15 protein-coding genes are annotated in these 21089 nt (G+C 66.4%); 7 read left to right on the forward strand and 8 right to left on the reverse strand.

Annotation, left to right across the window (positions count from 1 at the left end):
• Together JO236_RS07190 and prpD are read right to left on the reverse strand one after the other, a co-directional pair.
• The coding region (locus tag JO236_RS07190; protein ID WP_293326683.1) for an isocitrate lyase/phosphoenolpyruvate mutase family protein at window positions 1–353 on the reverse strand (353 nt) is incomplete at its 3' end.
• Complete coding sequence (gene prpD, locus JO236_RS07195; protein WP_293326687.1) at window positions 353–1858, reverse strand: 2-methylcitrate dehydratase PrpD; 1506 nt, start codon at window positions 1856–1858, stop codon at window positions 353–355. The genes prpD and JO236_RS07190, both read right to left, overlap by 1 nt.
• Window positions 1859–1968: 110 nt before the next feature.
• Between prpD and JO236_RS07200 the strand changes: the two genes are divergently transcribed.
• Window positions 1969–3402: a short-chain fatty acyl-CoA regulator family protein gene (locus JO236_RS07200; protein ID WP_293326690.1), complete on the forward strand. Its 1434-nt coding sequence runs from the start codon at window positions 1969–1971 to the stop codon at window positions 3400–3402.
• Window positions 3403–3514: 112 nt separating this feature from the next.
• Here the strand turns inward: JO236_RS07200 and JO236_RS07205 are convergent, their stop codons facing one another.
• Window positions 3515–4288, reverse strand: a complete 774-nt coding sequence (locus tag JO236_RS07205) for an SDR family NAD(P)-dependent oxidoreductase (RefSeq protein WP_293326693.1) — start codon at window positions 4286–4288, stop codon at window positions 3515–3517.
• Entirely contained in the window at window positions 4285–5367 is a 1083-nt protein-coding gene (locus JO236_RS07210; RefSeq protein WP_293326696.1) for a dihydrodipicolinate reductase, read from the reverse strand. The genes JO236_RS07205 and JO236_RS07210 overlap by 4 nt, the downstream gene beginning before the upstream one ends.
• 138 nt (window positions 5368–5505) lie before the next feature.
• Between JO236_RS07210 and JO236_RS07215 the strand changes: the two genes are divergently transcribed.
• The gene (locus JO236_RS07215; RefSeq protein WP_293326697.1) at window positions 5506–6867 is read left to right on the forward strand and encodes a WS/DGAT/MGAT family O-acyltransferase; all 1362 of its coding nucleotides are present in this window, start codon (window positions 5506–5508) and stop codon (window positions 6865–6867) included.
• Between the two features lie 12 nt (window positions 6868–6879).
• Entirely contained in the window at window positions 6880–7365 is a 486-nt protein-coding gene (locus JO236_RS07220; protein ID WP_293326699.1) for an NUDIX domain-containing protein, read from the forward strand.
• A gap of 75 nt (window positions 7366–7440) precedes the next feature.
• Here JO236_RS07220 and JO236_RS07225 read toward each other — a convergent pair whose 3' ends face one another.
• Window positions 7441–8493 (reverse strand): DUF2330 domain-containing protein, encoded by a 1053-nt coding sequence (locus JO236_RS07225; protein ID WP_293326701.1) that lies wholly within the window; start codon window positions 8491–8493, stop codon window positions 7441–7443.
• Window positions 8494–8577: 84 nt separating this feature from the next.
• Between JO236_RS07225 and JO236_RS07230 the strand changes: the two genes are divergently transcribed.
• The gene (locus JO236_RS07230; RefSeq protein ID WP_293326704.1) at window positions 8578–9813 is read left to right on the forward strand and encodes a cytochrome P450; all 1236 of its coding nucleotides are present in this window, start codon (window positions 8578–8580) and stop codon (window positions 9811–9813) included.
• Here JO236_RS07230 and JO236_RS07235 read toward each other — a convergent pair whose 3' ends face one another.
• On the reverse strand, window positions 9814–10245 hold the full coding sequence (locus tag JO236_RS07235; protein ID WP_293326708.1) for a hypothetical protein: 432 nt from the start codon (window positions 10243–10245) through the stop codon (window positions 9814–9816).
• Between the two features lie 106 nt (window positions 10246–10351).
• Window positions 10352–11419, reverse strand: coding sequence for an ATP-dependent DNA ligase (locus JO236_RS07240; protein ID WP_293326711.1), 1068 nt, complete (start codon window positions 11417–11419; stop codon window positions 10352–10354).
• Window positions 11420–11456: 37 nt separating this feature from the next.
• On the opposite strand from JO236_RS07240, the gene JO236_RS07245 reads away from it, so the two are divergent.
• The gene (locus tag JO236_RS07245) at window positions 11457–12491 is read left to right on the forward strand and encodes a DNA polymerase domain-containing protein (RefSeq protein WP_293326714.1); all 1035 of its coding nucleotides are present in this window, start codon (window positions 11457–11459) and stop codon (window positions 12489–12491) included.
• Window positions 12492–12554: 63 nt separating this feature from the next.
• Here JO236_RS07245 and JO236_RS07250 read toward each other — a convergent pair whose 3' ends face one another.
• The gene (locus JO236_RS07250; RefSeq protein WP_293326717.1) at window positions 12555–13796 is read right to left on the reverse strand and encodes a cytochrome P450; all 1242 of its coding nucleotides are present in this window, start codon (window positions 13794–13796) and stop codon (window positions 12555–12557) included.
• A 349-nt stretch (window positions 13797–14145) separates the two neighbouring features.
• Between JO236_RS07250 and JO236_RS07255 the strand changes: the two genes are divergently transcribed.
• The gene (locus JO236_RS07255) at window positions 14146–17406 is read left to right on the forward strand and encodes a helix-turn-helix transcriptional regulator (protein ID WP_293326723.1); all 3261 of its coding nucleotides are present in this window, start codon (window positions 14146–14148) and stop codon (window positions 17404–17406) included.
• Window positions 17407–17485: 79 nt separating this feature from the next.
• Complete coding sequence (locus tag JO236_RS07260; RefSeq protein WP_416362181.1) at window positions 17486–20782, forward strand: LuxR C-terminal-related transcriptional regulator; 3297 nt, start codon at window positions 17486–17488, stop codon at window positions 20780–20782.
• Window positions 20783–21089: the final 307 nt, after the last annotated feature.

Consider the following 21089-nt stretch of genomic DNA (forward strand, 5'->3'; position numbering starts at 1 on the left):
CAGCCGGCCAGCCCGGCGTCCTCCAAAACGGTTACCGTGCGGGCGGCGCTCATCGGCTCGCCGAAGCCGGTGTCAGCGTCGATGAAGGTGGGCAGGTCGGTCACCGCCGCGATTTGCCCGCCGCGCGCGCCGACCTCGGTCAGCGTGGTCAGCCCGATGTCGGGCAGACCGAGGTCGGCGGCGAGTACGGCCCCGGACACGTACACGCCGTCAAACCTGAGTTCGGCGACGAGCTTGGCGACCAGCGGCGAGAAAGCGCCCGGAAACCGTTGCAGCCGTCCACTTTCCAGTGCCTTACGGAACCGCGCGCGCTTCTCGGGTGCGGGCACTGCGCTGCCTAGCAACCCGCTCATCAGAAGATCCCCGCCGGAATGGTTGGCGCCTTGTCGAGCACCACCGGATCGACGACGATGTTCAGTGCGCCGAGGCCGCCCGGCCGCAGGTCCGAAAGACCCTCGACCGCCGACAGGAAGCGGTGTTGCTCGGCGTCGTCGACCACACCCTCGGCCAGCTCGGTGAACTTCCCAACGTACTGTTTGCGATCAAAGGGCCGGGCGCCCAACGGGTGAGCGTCGGCGACGGCGATCTGGTCGACGATCACCTCGCCGCTTTTCAGGGTGACCTCGGCACGGGCACCGAATGCCTTCTCCGCGGGATCGGTGCTGTGGTAGCGACGGGTCCATACCGGGTCTTCGAGCGTGGAGATCTTGTGCCACAGTTCGACGGTGTCGGGCCGGTGTGCGCGTTCGGGCGCGTAGGACCGCTCGTGGTGCCAGGCGCCGTCCTGCAACGCGACCGCGAAGATGTACATGACCGAGTGGTCCAGCGTCTCCCGGGAGGCGTCGGGGTCCATCTTCTGCGGGTCGCCCGCGCCGGTGCCGATCACGTAGTGGGTGTGGTGGCTGGTATGCAGCACGATCGTGGCGACCTGGTCCAGGTCGCCGATCCGCTCGCGCATGCGGCGCGCGAGGTCGATCAGGGCCTGACTTTGGTATTCCGCCGAGTGCTCTTTGGTGTAGGTGCCCAGGATCGCGCGCTTGGGCTCGCCGGGCTCGGGCAGCGGGACCTGATAGGTGTGTTCGGGACCCGACAGCAGCCAGGCGATCACCCCGTCCTCGCCTTCCCAGATCGGGGCGGGCGCGCCTTCGCCACGCATGGCGCGGTCGACGGCCTCGATGGCGACCTTGCCGGCCCAGGCGGGTGCGTATGCCTTCCAACTCGAGATGAGGCCCTTGCGGGACTGGCGGGTGGACGTCGTCAGGTGCAGCGCCTGACCGATCGCCTGGTAGATGGTCTCCTTGTCCAGGCGAAGCATCGTGCCCAGGCCGGCCGCCACCGACGGGCCGAGGTGCGCCACGTGGTCGATCTTGTGCTCGTGCAGGCAGATTCCCTTGACCAGGTCCACCTGGACCTCGTAACCGGTGGCGATGCCGCGGATCAGGTCCGCACCGCCGATGCCGAGGTGCTGGGCGACGGCAACCAGGGCGGGGATGTTGTCGCCCGGGTGTGAGTACTCGGCGGCCAAAAAAGTGTCGTGATAGTCCAATTCGCGCACGGCGACGCCGTTGGCCCAGGCCGCCCATTCCGGTGCGTAGTCCCCCTCGACGCCGAAGACCTTGGCGCCCTCGGCCGGGTGGGGGCGCGCCAGCGCCTGCGCGCGCGCGGTGGCTACCGGGCGGCGCAGGACCGACGCGGCCGACACCGAGGCGTTGTCGATGATGCGGTTGATCACCATCGTCTCGGTCTCGGCCGGCACGGCGACCGGGTCGGCAGCTACCTCGGCGATCTTCCACGCGAGGTGTTCACCACGGGGAAAATCGTCGGAGCTGCGCCGGGCTCGAACGTCATGAATCCGCATAAGCCGCACAGTACGCAGTGACCCGCATGGGGTAAAGACACTGTAAAAGTGTAATTTTGCGTCCATATGCGCGAGATTTTGCGGATTTTGTGTAAGGCGGGCGGCGTACCGTGACACAGGTGGCGAAGACGTTCGTCGGGGCCCGGCTGCGGCGGTTGCGCGAGGAGCACGGGCTAACCCAGGTGGCGCTGGCGCGTGCGCTGGGACTATCGACCAGCTATGTCAACCAGCTCGAGAACGACCAGCGCCCGATGACGGTGTCGGTACTGCTCAGCATCACCGAGCGCTTCGACCTGCCCGCCCAGTACTTCGCCCCGGATTCGGATGCCCGGCTAGTCTCGGACCTGCGCGAGGTCCTCGCCGAGGGCCCGGCGACTGCTGCGCAGATCGAAGAGCTCGTCGCCCGGATGCCGGAGGTCGGTCAGACGCTGGTGAATCTGCACCGGCGCCTGCACGATGCCACGGCCGACCTCGAGGCGTTGCATAGTCGCGCCAACCTGGAAATTTCGGAGACACCGGCGCCGTCCCAACAGCCGATGCCATTCGAGGAAGTCCGGGACTTCTTCTACGACCGCAAGAACTACATCGGAGCCCTCGACGTTGCCGCCGAACGGCTCTTCAACCAAAGCCGCCTGCAGGTGGGCGGCCTCGATGGCCAGCTGGCGGAGCTGCTGGCCGACAGACTCGGCGTCACTGTCGTGATCGATGGCGGCAAGGCTCTGACACCCAACTCCAAACGCCTGTTTCGTGCCGAATCGAAGACGTTGTACCTGGCGCGGTGGCTGCATCCTGGGCAACGGGCCTTTCAGCTCGCAACCCAGATCGCGTTGCTCACCCAGGGCGAGCTGATCACCGGCATCATCGCCAGCGACGACCAGCTCAGTGACGATGCGCGGGGCGTGGCGCGCATCGGGCTGGCCAACTACTTCGCCGGTGCCCTGCTCCTGCCTTACCAAAGATTTCTCGATGCCGCCGAGAGCGTCCGCTATGACATCGACCAATTGGCAAGGCGTTTCGAGGTGGGTTTCGAAACCATCTGCCACCGCCTGTCCACCCTGCAGCGGCCGGGAGCGCGCGGCGTCCCATTCATCTTCGTCCGCACCGACAGCGCGGGAAACATCTCCAAGCGGCAGTCCGCCACGGCATTTCACTTCTCACGTGTCGGCGGAAACTGCCCGTTATGGGTTGTGCACCATGCCTTTTCACGGCCCGATCAATTCCTGACACAGGTAGCGCAGATGCCCGATGGACGCACGTACTTCTGGATCGCCAGGACCACCGCGACGGAGTCCAGCCGGTACCTGGGCCCGCATAAGAGCTTCGCGATCGGACTCGGGTGCGATGTCGATCATGCCGAGAAGCTGATCTATTCGGTGGGCATCGACCTGGCCGACGCCGAGGCGATTGTGCCGATCGGTGCCGGATGCAAGATCTGCGACCGACCCGCGTGCTCGCAGCGGGCCTTCCCCTACCTCGGGCATCCGGTGCTGGTGGATCCCCACACCAGCACCGACCTGCCCTACCCGCCGGCGATCGTGCCGTAACGATCGGCTCCATGCCGTTGACTCTGCGTCTACGGCGAACAAGTTCGAGTAGGCGGCACCCTCAGCGCAGAGTCAACGAGATCTCGCGGTGAAACGCCCGCGGCAGTGGCGATCACCGGAAGACGCCGATCCCGCCGTCGACGTGGATGGTCTGACCGGTGATGAACGTGGCATCCGTGCTGAGCAGGAACGCGACCAGCGCTCCGACGTCGGTGCGCACGTCGCCGATGCGCTTCATCGGGATGCGTCTGACCGCCTTCGCGTAATCGTCGGGGGCGAACTGCTTCCACAGCTTGACGCCGTCGGACTCGGCGAACGGACAGATGACGTTGACACGGATGTTGTCCCGGCCCCATTCCAGGGCCGCGACCTTCGACAGCCCGCGGATGGCTTCCTTGGCGGCCGCGTAACCGCCCCAATTGGGTTCGCCGCCGGTGCCCGTCCCGGAGCCGAGGTTCACGATGGACCCGCCGCCGGCCTCGACCAGCAACGGGTGCACGGCCTGCATGAGCAGAAATGTCGCCCGAGGTCCGACGTCGTAACCGAGCGCCAGGTCACCGGTGGTGATGTCCACGAACGACTTGGGCTCGTTGGTGGCGATCGCGTTGTTGACCAGGCCGTGCACCGTGCCGAAGGCCTCGACCGCGGCGGCCACGATGCGCCGGGCGCTGTCCGGGTCGCGCAGGTCGGCGACCAGTTGCTCGACCCGGCCCAGTGTGCCTAGTTCGGTTGTTGTGGCGCTGAGCTTTTCGCCGAGAATATCGACCACCAGCACGGCGGCGCCGCGTTCGAGCAGCGCCGTGGCGACGCCCTTGCCGACGCCTTGGGCGGCGCCGGTGACGATCGCGACGTGGCCGCGCAGCGAGTCGGGGTGCGTGTAGCTCATGCCGTCGCGGCCAGGTTGGGGGCCGAGCGGCCGGCGAACAGCGGCAGGTCCAGGTAGGTCTTGATACCGGGTTCGGCGGCGCACACGACGGGGATGGCGTTAACGCAGTGGTTGGCCGTCGCGACGACACCGGGGTTTCGCTTCAGCCCTTCGGCGATTGTCGGTGGTTGCAGTCCCTTGAAGGTGAGGCTCACGGTTGGGTCGCCGGTGATCTCGACTTCGAAGCGTTCACCGCGTCCGCCGAAATTCCAGGCTGGGTCCAGGTTTTCGTCGCCCATCAGCCAGTTGACCGCCGCGGTGATTACCGGTTCACCCTCGACAAGGGCTTGCCAGCGGAACCGGCGCGCGGCCACGGTTCCCTTGGGTATGGGCACCGCTTGGTAGTCGATGTCACCCGTCGCGACGGCGATGTCTTGACTGGTCCTGATGTTTGGGTCGATGCGAAATCCCATGTGATCGGCGATCATTCGCACTGACATCTTGAAGCCCGATTCCAGCAGGGTAGCCATCGGGCCCTGCATGGCTTCCTCGGGCGTTCCGCCGAAGCCCATGATGTGGCGCACCACGTCGGGCGCGTTGTAGGTGCGGATGTCGGAGAACTCTTCGGCGCGCACGTGGGTGACCGCCGACGAGAGCCCGGACAGCATGAGCGGGAATCGCTCCGTGATACCGCCCGGATGAATGCCGGAGCCGTGCAACGTCACCCCGCCCTCGGTCGCGGCTTCGACGAGGGCTTTGACGGGCGGGCTGTCCAGGTCGGGATACACCCATCCCACCGGGGTGACCACGTTCTTGCCTGACCGCAGAATGGCTTGGACCTCTTCGTCTTTCGGGATCAGCGGGCTGTACACCACGCAGTCGGCGTCGAGGGCCAGTACCTCGTCGATGCTGGAGGTAGCCGTGACACCCATCGGTCCGGTGCCGACGATCTGACCCACGTCGACGCCGTTCTTGTCGGCGCTGTGCACCCAGCATCCGGCCAGTTCGAGCTGCGGGTGATTAAGGACGCACTCGATGGCGGCCTTGCCGACACCCCCCGTGGCCCACTGGATCACGCGAAGCTTGGACGCACTGGTCATGGTGACCTCCTAAAATCATCTGGCGACTGTGAACCATGCGACGCTATGGCGGCGTGTCGCGTCGTCGCGTTCACAGTCGACGGTGCCCGACCGGACAGGTGCTCGCGGTCGGTTTGGCCGTGGGGTTCTAATGGGTGGATGGAACTGATAGCGCCCACCGACTCGATCTTCCTCCTGGGTGAGTCTCGGGAGCACCCCATGCACGTCGGTGGGTTGCAATTGTTCGAACCGCCCGAGGGCGCAGGCGAAGGTTTCGTCAAAGAGCTCTACGACGGCCTGGTCGCCAATCAGGACTTCCAGCCCGCCTTCCTGAAGCGGCCGGCAACGTTCATGGGCGGGATCGCGCAGGTCGCCTGGACTCACGACAAAGAGATTGACCTCGACTACCACGTCCGGCGTTCGGCGCTGCCCTCACCCGGCCGCGTCCGTGACCTCCTGGAGTTGACCTCCCGACTGCACAGCGGCCTGCTGGATCGGCACCGGCCGCTGTGGGAAGGGCATGTGATCGAGGGACTGCAGGATGGCCGCTTTGCCCTGTATACCAAGTTCCACCACTCCTTGATCGACGGCGTCTCGGCGCTAAAGCTGATGCAGCGCGCACTGTCCGACGACCCGGACGACGCCGAGGTACACGCGATCTGGAGCCTGCCCAAGCCCAAGCACAAGCCCAGGCCCCGCTCCACGTCCCGGGTGCGCTCGCTGGCGCGCACGGCGGGATCGCTTGCGGCCCTTGGACCGTCGACGGTGACACTGGCTCGTGCGGCGCTCGTCGAGCAGCGGTTGACGGTGCCCTTCGGCGCCCCGCGCACCATGTTCAACGTCAAGATCGGCGGCGCCCGCCGATGCGCGGCCCAGTCCTATTCGCTGGGGCGTGTCAAGGCTGTCAAACAGGCCGCCGGGGTGTCCGTCAATGACGTTGTGCTGGCTATGTGTTCGGGTGCCCTGCGCTATTACCTGCTAGAGCAGAACGCCCTGCCGGACACGCCGTTGGTCGCGATGGTGCCGGTAAGCCTCCGGACCAAGGACGAGGCCGACAGCGGCGGCAACCTGGTCGGAGCGATTCTCTGCAATCTCGCCACCGACACCGATGACCCCGCGGTCCGCCTGGACACCATCAGCGAGTCGATGCGCAACAACAAGCAGGTGTTCTCGCAATTGCCGCGCACCCAGGCGTTGGCGCTGTCGGCGGTCAACATGGCACCGCTGGCCCTGGCGGCGGTGCCCGGCTGGGTGTCCTCGACGCCGCCGCCGTTCAACCTCGTCATCTCGAACGTTCCGGGGCCGACGGTGCCGATGTACTGCGGCGGCGCGCGCCTAGACGGCAACTACCCGCTGTCTAGCGTGCTGGACGGCCAGGCACTCAACATGACGCTGGTGAACAACGCGGACAACCTCGACTTCGGTCTGGTCGGATGCCGGCGCAGCGTGCCACACCTGCAGCGGCTGCTCGTGCATTTGGAGTCGTCGTTGAAGGATCTGGAACAGGCGATCGGCGTCTGACGGATCCCGCTCATGCCGAAACTCAGCGCCGGGCTGTTGCTGTACCGAGCGCGCGAGGGTGTAGTCGAAGTCTTGCTCGCTCATCCGGGCGGACCGTTTTGGGCTCGCAAGGATGACGGCGCCTGGTCGATCCCGAAGGGTGAGCACACCGACGACGAGGATCCCTGGCCAGCGGCCCAGCGCGAGTTTTGTGAAGAGATCGGTCTACCGGTGCCGACCGGGCCATGCATCGATCTCGGTTCGCTCAAGCAATCCGGGGGCAAGGTGGTCAGCGCTTTCGCGGTGCGCGCCGACCTCGACATCACCGACGCGCGCAGCAACACTTTCGAACTGGAGTGGCCCAAGGGCTCGGGCAAGACGCGGGAGTTCCCCGAGGTCGATCGGGTCGGCTGGTTTCCGGTAGCGCGGGCGCGCGCCAAAATCCTCAAGGGGCAGCTCGGCTTTCTCGATCGGCTGATGGCCGATCCCTCGGTGAAGGCGTTAAGCGAGGGTCCCTGACGCAACGGGGCCAGCCATTGGCTGAACAAGAGGCCCGCGAGGCACTCGCGAACCACATCGCGGACTGTTGCGTGGTTAGGCGCGTCGGCTCCCGCTCCGCACGGCCACCACAACGATCACCGCCGCCGTGATCGCGGCGAACACCAACACGGCGAAGATGACTAGTTCTAGCGGGATGACGATGTCGTGGTCCTCGTAGACCACTTGGCGGTACGCGTCGTCATTAGGCGCGTTGCCGAAACTGAAGTCTGATGAAATCTGTTTGGGTGCAGGGATATTCACCGCAAACTTGGTCAGATACGCGCCATGGTCTCCGGCTAGTTCACGCAACAGCGGGTCGTGCACCGCGCCGGAGACATTGCCGGCGAACTGGACCTCGGTGGACTGCTTGGTGGCGTCGGCGTCGGTGCGCTGCTGCCGGTGGTCGGACAGGGTGTACACGGTGACCTGCTGAGCGTCCGGTGCGGCGACCGACAGGCGCATCGGATAAACGAGTTGCGAAGACTGGAACGTCATCCGCACAGGGTCGAGGCCGCCGACAATCGGAGCGGCACTCGTGAGGCGGATCGCCACGAACGACCAGCCGTCACGCACGTAGGGGTCCAGCGCGTCCGTCACCGCGGGGCGGATGGCATAGCCGTTGTCGGACAACCACTTTTGCAGCCCGCTCAGGTCGCCGCCGGTCAGCGTTGTGGCTTCCAAGGGGCCGAGGTTCACCTGGTTGACGACGCTGGGGGCTCCGGTGTGTGCCGCACCCGTGCGTGACGCTCCGGCGAAGAGAATTAGGCCCAGTTTCCAACGTCGGCGCTGCTGGGTTTGCGGCGCCGTGAGGGAACCCAGCTCGGTGAAGGTGGCCTCGCCGGCCGACGTGACGGTCGCCGGGGTGGGGGTAGGCACCACCAGGGCGACGCTGTCCGCAGTGGCGTTCAGGGCCAACTGCATGACGATGGTCTCGGTCGATCCATCCCAATGTACCAGTGCCACTTCATTATTCATCGTGGCCTGGGTGCCGCTGGGGGCGACCGCGGCGCCGCACGCGCACGCGTAGCTCGGGGTGGCCAGCATCAAGGTGGAGGCGGCCAGCAGCAGGGTGACCAGGCTCAGGCGACATGTGCGTAGCACCGTCATGGCGCCGATGCTACGCGGCCGTGCGATCAATGCTGCCTTTTTTTGAGACGGCTGCCCAACGCCGGCAACGGGCACAATGTCAGCATGACGACGATCCATACGGAGCACGTTGAGCCTCAGGTTCTGCTGTTGCAGCTGCTGGACCAGGCCAACCGGGCCGATCCGTATCCGGTTTACGCTCAGTTTCGCGAGCAGGGACCGTTCCAACTGCCCGGGGCAAACCTCGCGGTGTTCTCGACCTACCGGGACTGCGACGAAGTGCTGCGACATCCGTCCTCGAGCAGCGACCGGCTCAAGTCGACGATTGCGCAACGACAACTCGCGGACCCGTCGGTGCCGCGCCCGCAATTTCCGCCGGGATTTTTGTTCCTCGATCCGCCCGATCACACCCGCCTGCGCAAGTTGGTCAGCAAGGCATTCGCGCCGAAGGTGGTTAGCGGCCTCAAACCCGAAATCGGCGCGCTGGTGGACGGATTACTCGACCGGATCGCCGAAAAGGGACGTTTCGATGTGGTTGAGGACTTCGCCCATCCGCTACCGGTGGCGGTGATCTGCCGGCTGCTCGGCGTCCCGCTGGAGGACGAACCCCGGTTCAGTCACGCGTCGGCGCTGCTGGCTCAGGCGCTGGACCCGTTCTTCACGTTCACCGGTGCGCCGTCGGAGGGCATGAACGAACGTCTGGAGGCCGGCCTATGGCTGCGCGAATACCTGCACGGGCTCATGGAGCTGCGCCGGTCGCGGCCCGGCGACGACCTGATGTCGGGTCTGGTCGCGGTCGAGGAATCCGGCGATCAGCTGAGCCAGGAGGAGATCGTCTCCACGTGCGTCCTGCTGCTGGTGGCAGGACACGAGACGACGGTCAACCTGATCGCCAACGCGGTTCTGGCGCTGCTGCGCGAAGCGTCGCATTGGACCGCGCTGGGTACCGACGCGGATCGCGCGCCCGCCGTCATCGAGGAGACGTTGCGTTACGACCCGCCGGTGCAGATGGTCGGCCGAATTGCCGCCGACGACATGACGATTGGAGGCGTTGAGGTGCCCGCGGGTGATGTGATGATGCTGTTGCTCGCCGCCGCGCAGCGGGATCCCGCCGAGTTCGGCAGACCCGACATCTTCGACCCGGATCGGGGAACGTTGCGGCACTTAGGTTTTGGACGTGGCATCCACTACTGCATCGGCGCGCCGCTGGCGCGTCTGGAAGCCAGCGTGGCGCTCTCGGCGATCACGGCGCGATTCGGTGGCGCGCATCTGGACAGCGAACCGCAGTACAAGACCAACGTCACGCTGCGCGGCTTGTCCGCCCTCACGGTCGCCGTCTAGTTAACTGCCGGCTCCGTTATTCGCCATTGGGCTGCCTCCGGCCAGTGCGATCGAGAGCGGGATCGGCGGGCCCACCTCGCGGGTCGCGTCCGGGTCGTGGTACACGCCGATGGTGTACTCACCTTCGGACTCGATAGCGAAAGAGAACTGCTCGGTGAAACACCGGTACTTTGACTGCTTGTCGCCCTGGTCCGGCCAACCCCAAGCGAATCGGACCGTTCCGCGTCGGGTCCCGCCGGGATCCTTACACACCACGAACAACTGCGGGTCGTAGTCATCGCCGCGCGGGGCGTGCACCACGACAAGGACGGGAACCGTTAACCATAAGGGGATTTGGTCGACGTCGTAACTGGTGGTGGGTAGGCAGGTGGCGTTGATCGCGCCGCCTTCCATTGTGGCGTTACCTGCCACGAGCAGTGCGGCTAAGTGCATCACGACAGCTTAACGGTGTGTTCGAGCGGGATGGCGCTAATCTGCGACTGGACTCGCCGCGACCGATGCCCCCGAAATCGGTGGCTGTGCGGCGGAAGCGATTTCGTCACGAACCGAGTCCGGGCACGATCTCGCCGAGGCTGACGGTGAGCGGCTGTTCGAGTTGGTCATAGGTACACGAGCGCGGGTCCCGGTCGGGGCGCCAGCGGTTGAACTGTGCGGTGTGGCGGAACCGTGGGCCTTCCATGTGGTCGTAGCGGACCTCGACCACCCGCTCTGGTCGCAATGGCACAAACGACAAATCTTTGCCGACGTTCCAGCGCGAGCCCTCGTTCTTGCGGGGGGTTTGTTGGCCGGCTTCGTGCGCGGCCCAGTTCCACGGATGCTCATCGAAACCGGTGACTAGCGACTGCAACTCGGCGTAGAGCCTTCTGCGTTCGGCCATCGGAAAGGCGCCGATCACGCCCACCGACGCGAGTTGGCCATCGTCCTGATACAGCCCGAGCAGCAGTGAGCCGATTGTGTCGCCGCCGGACTTGTGCACCCGATAACCGGCCAGCACGCAATCGGCGGTGCGTTCGTGCTTGATCTTGAACATGACGCGCTTGTCCGGCTGGTAGGTGATGGTCACCGGCTTGGCGATGACGCCGTCCAGCCCCGCGCCCTCGAACTCGTCGAACCATCGCAGTGCTGTCGCCTGATCGGTGGTCGCCGGCGTGACGTGGATCGACGGGCCAGAACCCGCCAGCGCGTCGACGAGCGCGGCGCGGCGCTCGCTGAACGGACGCTTGGTGTAGTCGTCGTCGCCGAGGGCCAGCAGGTCGAACGCGATGAACGACGCCGGTGTGCGCTCGGCCAGCATCTGCACCCGCGAGTCGGCGGGGTGGATGCGCTGCTGCAGTGCCTCGAAGTCCAGGCCCCGGTCGGTGGCAATCACTATCTCGCCGTCGATCACGCAGCGTGGCGGTAGCTCCGCTTTGACGGCCGCGACAAGTTCGGGAAAGTAGCGAGTCATCGGGCGCTCGTTGCGGCTGCCCAGTTCGACCTGGTCGTCGTCCCGAAAACAGATGGACCGGAAGCCATCCCACTTGGGCTCATACGACGCGTCCGGTGGAATCGATTTGACCGATTTGGCCAGCATCGGCGACACCGGCGGCATGACGGGTAAGTCCATGGGTCCATTCTGGCGTTCGGCGTGCTGGAATCGATATATGGCCGCCGCAGCTGAAGAACTCGACGTCGATGGCATCGCGGTTCGGGTGACCAACCCCAACAAGGTGTACTTTCCCGAGCTGGGATCGAACGGCACCAAGGGGCGGCTCGTCGAGTACTACCGGGCCCTGTGCGGGGGTCCGATGCTGGCGGCGCTGCGCGACCGCCCGACCCACCTGCAGCGTTTCCCGGACGGCATCGACGGCGAGGAGATCTACCAGAAGCGGGTGCCGCAGCACCATCCCGACTACCTGGAGACGTGCCGGGTGACGTTTCCGTCGGGACGGACCGCCGACGCCCTGAAGGTGACCCACCCCGCGGCGGTCGTGTGGGCCGCGCAGATGGGCACGGTCACGCTGCATCCGTGGCAGGTGCGCTGCCCCGATACCGAGCACCCCGACGAGCTGCGCGTCGACCTGGACCCGCAGCCGGGCACAGGGTTTGCCGACGCACGCGCTATCGCCGTCGACGTGCTGCATCCGTTGCTCGGCGAACTCGGTCTGGTCGGCTACCCGAAGACGTCCGGGGGCCGCGGGATTCACGTCTTTCTGCGGATCGCCACTGAGTGGGACTTCATTCAGGTGCGCCGGGCGGGCATCGCGCTGGCCCGGGAGGTCGAGCGCCGCGCACCCGAGGCGGTGACCACGTCGTGGTGGAAGGAAGAACGAGGCCAGCGCATCTTCATCGACTTCAACCAGAACGCCCGCGACCGCACCATGGCGTCGCCGTATTCGGTGCGCCGCACCCCGATCGCGACCGTTTCCACGCCGCTGAGTTGGGACGAGCTGGCCGGCGCTGACCCGGACGACTACACCATGGCCACCGTGCCCGATCTGGTAGCGCGCCGCGAGGATCCGTGGGCCGACATGGATGACGTCGCCCAGTCGATCGCTCCACTGCTGGAGTTGGCCGACGCCGACGAGGAGCGTGGGCTCGAAGACATGCCGTATCCGCCGAATTATCCGAAGATGCCGGGCGAGCCGAAACGGGTGCAGCCCAGCCGAGATACGGATTTGAAAGACACGCGGAGTTGAGCTGGGCCGCGGGTGCAACTCGCCCACGAGGCGGTCCGTCGTGGGTAAGCGGCGCCACACGCGTCAGCGCCCGTTGTCGAATTCGAGCGGCATACTGATCGGGCCGATGATTCCGGTCAGGGCCTTCCATTGCGCGGGCTCGGTCCGGCGGGGGTTGGGCATGCGCTGGGTAATGATGCGCAGCGCCTCGGTGAGCTCGAGTCGGGCCAGGTGTGCGCCCAGGCAGTAGTGCACGCCGCCGCCGAAGGTCAGCATCGCTGGTGGGTCGTCGCGGGTGATGTCGAGGCGATCTGGCTGGTCGTATATGGCGGGGTCGCGGTTGGCCGAGGCCGTGTTGGCCAGCACTAGGGTGCCTGCCGGGATGGTGACCCCGGCCAATTCGACGTCTTCGGCGGCCTTGCGGGCGATGGCGAAGACGATCGGGCAATAACGCATGAGCTCGTGTACGGCGTTGGTGGCCAGCTCGGGATGCTGGGCGAGCAGGGTCCACTGATCGGGGTGATCGGCTAGCACTTGCACCGCGGCGGCCAGCTGGTTGCGGGTGGTATCGGTACCGGCGCTCAGCAGTGTGCCGGCCAGCCTGACCAGTTCCTCGTGGGTGAGGCGGTCTCCGTCGTCTTCGGCGCGGATCAGATCGGAAATCAAGTCGTCGGTGAGGCTCTGGCGCCGGCGGTTGATCATGTCCTCGAGGTACGCCTCGAGCTGCTCACACGCCGCCAGGATCGCCGGCTCGTCTTGGGCGACGTTCCAGTCGAACACCTTTTTGATGTCATCAGCCCAGGCGGAAAACAGCGGCCAATCTTCGCGTGGTGCGCCCAGCAGGGCACAGATGACAGGGGTGGGGTAGCGGCGGGCGATGTCGCTGACAACCTCGCAGCGCCCAACCGGGGTGAGCGGGTCGACGAGTTCGGTGATGACCTCAACGACCAGCGTGCGCAGCCGTTCGGCGCCGCGGGGCCCGAACGCCTTGGAGACGAGCCGGCGCAGTCGGTGGTGCGCCTCGCCGTCCAGGCTGAGGATGCTGGCAATTGCCCGGTCCCACAGCGGGCCCGATGTGATGCCCTGCAGATCCAGGCCGAGTCCGCGCGCGCTGACGAAGTGTGAGTCGCGTAATACCGCGCGCACCAGCTCGTAACTCAGTACTTCGGGTGCGTGAGGCCCCATCGCGATCGGCGCCCGCCGACGGGTCGCGGCGATGATGCGGTGCGCCTCCTCGAAGTCGGTGAGGTGGTCGTAGGCGATGCTGGGCAGGCCCGCGTCAAAAACGCTCGGGCAGTTGCCGATGGGGACGGTGTCGGTGGTCATGGCGGGCTCCTCCTGGGTCGGTTCAGTCGACTATCCGGTGACTTTTGGCCCAGACCATCGGCTGCAATGCGTAGATCCGCAGCTCAGGGGGTCGCAAATCCGGATGCCACCGCGAGTGAGCGCATTGCCGTTTACCGCCACGGTGGGGTCGGTTCCCCGTGCTGATGGGTTGAAGAAGGCGCCGTCGTCTGTGGAGATTCCGGATGCGGGGCCGGAGTACGCGGTGTAAGCGTTCTCGGGTACGCGGTTGTGCTGATGTGTTGCGGCGCGTGTTGGCCGCATGCTGGCTAGCATGAGCGAGATTGATCCACGTCCCGACCTGCCGCTGGTGGACTGGAGCGAGTTGAGCGTGAGCGGGCTTTTGCCGACGGGCACAGTGACGCTGCTGTTGGCCGACGTCGAGAACTCCACCGGGCTCTGGGAGAGCCAGCCCGAGCAGATGACGGCGGCGTTCGCGCGCCTGGATCGGGCGTTGTCGGAGCTGGTGGCCGCTCATGGCGGGGTGCGCCCGGTGGAGCAGGGTGAGGGCGACAGCTTTGTGCTGGCGTTCGCGCGCGCCAGTGATGCGCTGGCGTGTGCGCTTGCACTGCAGCGGGCACCGTTGGCGCCGATCAGCTTGCGCATCGGTGTGCATACCGGCGAGGTGCAGTTGCGCGATGAGGGTAACTACATCGGCTCGACGATCAATAAGACCGCGCGGCTGCGCAACCTGGCGCATGGCGGACAGACTGTGCTCTCGGGTGTCACCGAGGCACTTGTCGCGGACGCGCTGCCCGCCGATGTGTGGCTGACCGATCTGGGCACCCACGAGCTGCGTGGTGTCGCCCGCCCCGAACGCGTCGTGCAGCTGTGCCATTCGGATCTGCGCAACGACTTCCCGCCACTGCGGACGGTGAAAAGTGTTGCTGGGCATAGTCTTCCGTCGCAGTTCACGCTGTTTGTGGGCCGCGGCGCTCAGCTTGCTGAGGTGGGCAAGCTGTTGGCCGAACACAGGATGGTCACTCTGACCGGAGCGGGCGGGGCCGGCAAGACGCGTCTTGCGGTCCACGTCGCGAACCAGATCGCGGGCGATTACGCCGAGGGCGCCGGGTATGTGGACCTGGCGCCGATCACCGATCCGGCTTTGGTGCCGGTTGCGGTGGCCCGCGCGCTGGGTTTGCCCGATCAGCCGGGCCGCTCGACGATGGATACGCTGCTGCGGTTTGCCCGCGACCGGCAGATGTTAGTGGTGCTGGACAACTGCGAGCACTTGCTGGACGCGTGCGCCGAGTTGGTTGTCGCCCTTTTGGGTGGGGCGCCGGGGTTGACGTTGCTGGCAACCAGTCGTGAGCCGATCGGGGTGCCGGGTGAGGTGACGTGGCGGGTGCCGTCGCTGTCGTTGGCTGATGAGGCCATCGAGTTGTTCACGGACCGCGCCCGGCTGGCCCAGGTCGACTTCAGGGTCACCGACGACAACGCCGCTACCGTTGCCGAAATCTGCGCCCGCCTGGATGGGATGCCGTTGGCGATCGAGCTGGCAGCCGCGCGGGTACGGGCGTTGTCGGTGGCCGAGATCCTCGACAGCCTGCATGACCGGTTCCGCCTGTTGACCGGTGGTGCGCGTACCGCGGTGCGCCGACAGCAGACGCTGCGCGCCTCGGTCGATTGGTCGCACGCGCTACTCACCGAATCCGAACGGGTCCTGTTTCGTCGGTTGGCGGTGTTTTTCGGCGGCTTCGACCTCGATGCGGCCCAGGCGATCGCCGGCGCCGACGGGCTCGCGCGCTATCAAGTCCTCGATCAGCTCACCCTGCTGGTCGACAAATCATTGGTGGTCGCCGAAAGCATCAGGGGCCGAACGCGGTACCGGTTGCTGGAAACGGTGCGTCAGTACACGCTGGAGAAATTGAGCGAGTCTGGCGAAGCGGATGTTGTGCGCGCCCGTCATCGTGACTACTACACGGCGATGGCCGCGAGGCTGGACGCGCCGGCAGGCGGTGGGTATGAGCAGCGTCTCGAGCAGGCCGAAATCGAGGTCGACAACCTACGCGCCGCCTTCGGCTGGAGTTGCGAAAACTCCGCTATCGAGCTGGCGTTGGCGCTGGCGTCGTCGCTGCAGCCACTCTGGCTCGGGCGGGGCCGCCTGCGGGAAGGGCTGGCCTGGTTCGACACCGCCTTCACCGATCTCAGCGCGCCGCGCCCCGGGGTGGCGGCCGCCGTGCGCGCGCGGGCGCTAGCAGACAAGGCGCTGCTTGATACTTATTCGGGCGTCACCGGCCTGGATCAGGCCGAAGAGGCCCTGGCGATCGCGCGCGAGGCAAATGAGCCTGCCCTGCTGGCCCGGGTGTTGACCGCCTGCGGCTTCCTCGCCGGCTTGGACAATCACGTGGATGCGGCCCGGGCATACTTTGCCGAGGCGATCGGCCTGGCGCGCGCCGTAGACGATCGGTGGCGGCTAAGCCAGATCCTCGCCTGGCAGGCCCTAAGCGCCCACATCGAGGGTGACCTGCCCGGGATGCGCGCAGCTGGCGAGGAGGGACGTGACCTCGCCGACGCGATCGGCGACCGGTTCAATTCGCGTGTGTGTCGCTTTTACCTCGGGTCGGCGGAGATGTGGCAAGGCGATCTGGCCCGAGCCGTCGCACAATTCGCCGAGGTGGCGACCGAGGCCGAGGCGGCTCATGACGAGATGTACAGAGTGACCAGTCTCGGCGGCCAGAGTCTGGCACTCGCACGCCAGGGTGAGGCGGCCGCGGCCCGAGCGGCCGCCGAGGCGATCCTCGAAGGCGGCGAGGAGCTTGGCGGGAGGTACGCGGTATTCGGGCACGTGATCTGCGGATTTGCGGCACTGGCCGCCGGAGATGCCGCGGCGGTGCACAAGACGCGCGAGGCCGTCCTGCAGTACCCGATTGTTGTGGGTGCCGGCACGGGCGCAGCGCAGCGCGTCTGGAATGCCGAGGCGGCGCTGGCAGACCGGGATCTGGTTGCCGCCCGCCGTTGGGCAGACGAGGCGGTGTCGAGCACGGCCGGCTTTTACCTGATGGTGGCGCTGACCACGCGCGCCCGGGTGGCGATCGCGCAGGGCGAGCGGGAGCAAGCCGAACGCGACGCCCACGGCGCGCTCGCACACGCCGCTCGCACGCAGGCATGCCTAAGCGTTGCCGACGCGCTCGAGTGCCTCGCCGATCTCACCTGTGCGGGTGGCAGTGCCCGCGAAGCGGCGCGGCTGTTGGGCGCGGCAGGAGGTATCCGGCAACGCATCGGTGAGGTCCGATTCCAAATCTATGACGCCTGGTACGAAACGTCGGTGGCGACAATCCGGGATGCGTTGGGGCAGGAAGACTTTGACACCGCGTGGGCCGAAGGTGCTGCCTTATCAACCGAGGAGGCCATCGCCTACGCACAACGCGGTCGCGGTGAACGCAAACGCCCCACCAGCGGCTGGGGTTCACTGACACCGACCGAGCGTGACGTCGTTCGACTGGTCAGCGAAGGGCTGGCCAACAACGACATCGCGACACGGCTTTTCGTCTCACCGCGCACCGTGCAGTCCCACCTCACGCACGTCTACGCCAAGCTCGGCCTGAGCTCGCGCATCCAACTCGTCCAAGAAGCAGCCCGCCACGCCTGAGATTTCCGCATTGGGAGTCCGGGGTTCTACGCGTTTGCGCTGATGTGTTGCGGCGCGTGGCGGCCGCATGCTGGCTAGCATGAGCGAGATTGATCCACGCCCGGACCTGCCGTTGGTGGACTGGAGCGAATTGAGCGTGAGCGGGCTTTTGCCGACGGGCACAGTGACGCTGCTGTTGGCCGACGTCGAGAACTCCACCGGGCTCTGGGAGAGCCAGCCCGAGCAGATGACGGCGGCCTTCGCGCGCCTGGATCGGGCGCTGTCGACGCTGGTGGCCGCTCATGGCGGGGTGCGCCCGGTGGAGCAGGGTGAGGGCGACAGCTTTGTGCTGGCGTTCGCGCGGGCCAGCGATGCGCTGGCGTGTGCGCTGGAGTTGCAGCGGGCACCGTTGGCGCCGATCAGCTTGCGCATCGGTGTGCACACCGGCGAGGTGCAGCTGCGCGATGAGGGTAACTACATCGGCCCCACCATCAACAAGACCGCGCGGCTGCGCAACCTGGCCCACGGCGGACAGACCGTGCTCTCGGGTGTCACCGAGGCACTTGTCGCGGACACGCTGCCCGCCGATGTGTGGCTGACCGATCTGGGCACCCACGAACTGCGTGGTGTCACCCGCCCCGAACGGGTGGTGCAGCTGTGCCATCCGGATCTGCGAAACGAGTTCCCGCCGCTGCGCGTGGCCAAAGCCATGGTGTCGCAGCATCTTCCGGCGCAGCTGACCAATTTCGTCGGCCGAGAAAGCGAAATCGCAGAGCTGCAGCAGATCATCGCCGACAACCGGCTGATCACTTTGACCGGGGCCGGCGGCACCGGAAAGACGCGCCTGGCCGTGGAGGTCACCGCCGGCGTTGTCGGTGAGTTTCCGGACGGCGTGTGGTTCATCGACCTGGCACCGATCACCAATCCCCTCGTGGTGCCGCTGACCGTCGCCCGCACCCTCGGCCTCCCCGACCAGCCGGGCCGCTCGACGATGGAGATACTCCTTAGCTTTGTTGGCGACCGCAGCATGCTGCTGTTGCTCGACAATTGCGAGCACCTGCTCGACGCGTGCTGCCAGCTGATCGTCGAGCTTTTCGATGTCTGCCCGCAGCTGACGATTGTGACCACCAGCCGCGAACCGCTGGGCATGGCCGGCGAGCTGACCTGGCGGGTGCCGTCGCTCTCCCTGGACGGTGAGGCCATCGCACTGTTCACTGACCGCGCCCGGAGAACCCGACCCGACTTCCGTGTCACCGACGACAACGTCGCCCTCGTCACCGAGATTTGCCAGCGCCTGGATGGCATGCCGCTCGCGATCGAGCTCGCGGCGGCGCGCACGCGGGCGTTATCGCTGCCCCAGATCGTCGACAGCCTGCATGATCGGTTTCGGTTGTTGACCGGCGGAGCGCGCACCGCCGTGCGCCGCCAGCAGACGTTGCGCGGCTGCGTGGACTGGTCACACGCGCTGCTGACCGAGCCCGAACAGGTGTTGTTCCGCCGGCTGGCGACGTTCATGGGCGGATTCGACCTGGATGCTGCCCAAGCCGTCGGGGCCAGCACCGAGGTAGAGGGCTATCAGATCCTGGATCAACTGAGCCTGTTGGTCGACAAGTCCTTGGTGGTCGCCGAGGAGGTCGGCGGCGGGATGCGGTACCGGTTGTTGGAGACGGTGCGTCAGTACGGGTTGGAAAAGCTCAGCGAATCGGGTGAGGCCGTCGAGGTGCGCACCCGCCACCGCGACCACTACACCGAAACGGCCGCCGCGCTGGAATCGCATCTGCGGGCCGGCGATGAGCGGCTGCTGCAGTGGGCGGGCGTCGAGATCGACAATGTGCGGGCTGCGTTCGCGTGGAGTCGGGAGAACTCCGATATCGAGACGGCATTGCGGCTCGTTTCGTCACTGCATCCGTTCTGGGAACGACGCGGCCGCGTTCGGGAAGGTTTGGCCGGGTTCGACGCCGTATTGACCGACAAACCTCCCCCGGAGGTAGCGCCGGCAGTCTGGGTGCGCGCCGTCGTCGACAACAGCACTCTCGCAGCGGTGGCGGGCGTGCCCACCGGCCTGGATCGGGCGCGCGAAGCCCTGGCCGTCGCTCGTCAGCTCGACGACCCAGCGCTGATCGCTCGAGCCCTGATGGCGTGCGGGATGCTCGCCGTCTACAGCGCCGAAGTGGCCCAGCCATACTTCGCCGAGGCGATCGATATGGTCCGTGCGGCCGGGGATCGGTGGGCTTTGTGCCAGATTCTCACCGGGACAGCGGTCATGGCCTCTCTTGCCGGCAAGCCGATGGCGGTGCGCGCAGCCGCCGAGGAAGGACGAGATCTCGCCGATGCGCTCGGCGACCGGTTCTTCTCGAGGAACTGCCGGGTCTGGCTAGGCCTAGCGCTAATGCAGCAAGGAGATCTCGCCGATGCCAGACGAGTTCTACGTGGGTTGGCCGACGAGGCGCAGGCGGCCGGCGACCTGACCACCGAGGTCTATGGTGACGTCGCTCAGAGCTTAGTGCTCGCATTTCAAGGACACGCGGTTGCCGCGCACACCGCAGCCGAAGCTGCGCTGGAGGTCTCGGAAGCGATCGGCGGGTTCTACCGCGACGCGGTGTACGCGGTGTTCGCCCTCGCCGCGCTGGCCGGTGGGGATGCTGCTGCGGCGAGACAGGCCTGCGAGGCGGCCTGGCGGCATACCATCCCGCCGCGCGAAGTCTTCGCCAGAACCACCAATCCGCTGGCCGAGGCCGCGCTGGCCTGCGGTGATCTGGCCGCTGCTCGCCGTTGGGTTGACGACACCGTCGCGGTGGTACCGGGCTGGCACCAGATGGTCGCGCTGACGGCTCGCGCCTACGTCGCGATCGCGCAGGATGAGCCGGAACAGGCCGAACGTGACGCGCATGAGGCCCTGACGATCACCGCCCGCACACGGGGATATCTGCGGCTACCCGACATTGTGGAATGCCTGGCCCGGTTGACTGCCGATCATCAAATTGCGGCGCGTCTGTTCGGGGCGGCTGACGCCATCCGGCAGCGCACCGGGCAAGCCCGCTTCCCGATGTTACAAGCAGGTCACGAAGCCTCGGTGGCGGCGCTGCGAGACGCGTTGGGGCAGAAAGACTTTGACGCGGCTTGGGCCGAGGGCGCCGCCCTGTCCACGGAGGAGGCGATCGCCTACGCGCAACGCGGCCGCGGGGAACGCAAACGGCCTACCAGCGGCTGGGGATCCCTGACACCGACCGAACGTCAAGTGGTTCAACTCGTCAGCGAAGGGCTGGCCAACAATGACATAGCCACAAGGCTGTTCGTCTCACCCCGCACCGTGCAGTCACATCTCACCCACGTCTACGCCAAGCTTGGCGTGAGCTCGCGCGTGCAGCTCGTTCAAGAAGCAGCCCGTCACGCCTGATCCTCCAGGCGAGAACTCGCCCGACAGCCCGCCGCATTTGCTGATGGTCGCGAGCTGGAAATACGCAGCTGAGCATGTCAGCAGGACGGTGCCATCCCAAAAGATGCCGGGAGAACCTAAGCGGGCGCAGCCGAGCCGGGTAGGGATCTGCGCGATAGTGACCTTAATGGCTGTGGAGCGACCTGCGGCATTCGCGGGACCGGCCCATTGATTGAGTCCCGTCAGCCCAATAATGACTCCGGAGTCTCCCACCGCAGGCCGTCGAATCGTCCGAAATCGCTGTCGTAACTCACTATTCGTGCGCGGT

The sequence above is a fragment of the Mycobacterium sp. genome (assembly GCF_019247635.1).
Lineage (GTDB): Bacteria > Actinomycetota > Actinomycetes > Mycobacteriales > Mycobacteriaceae > Mycobacterium.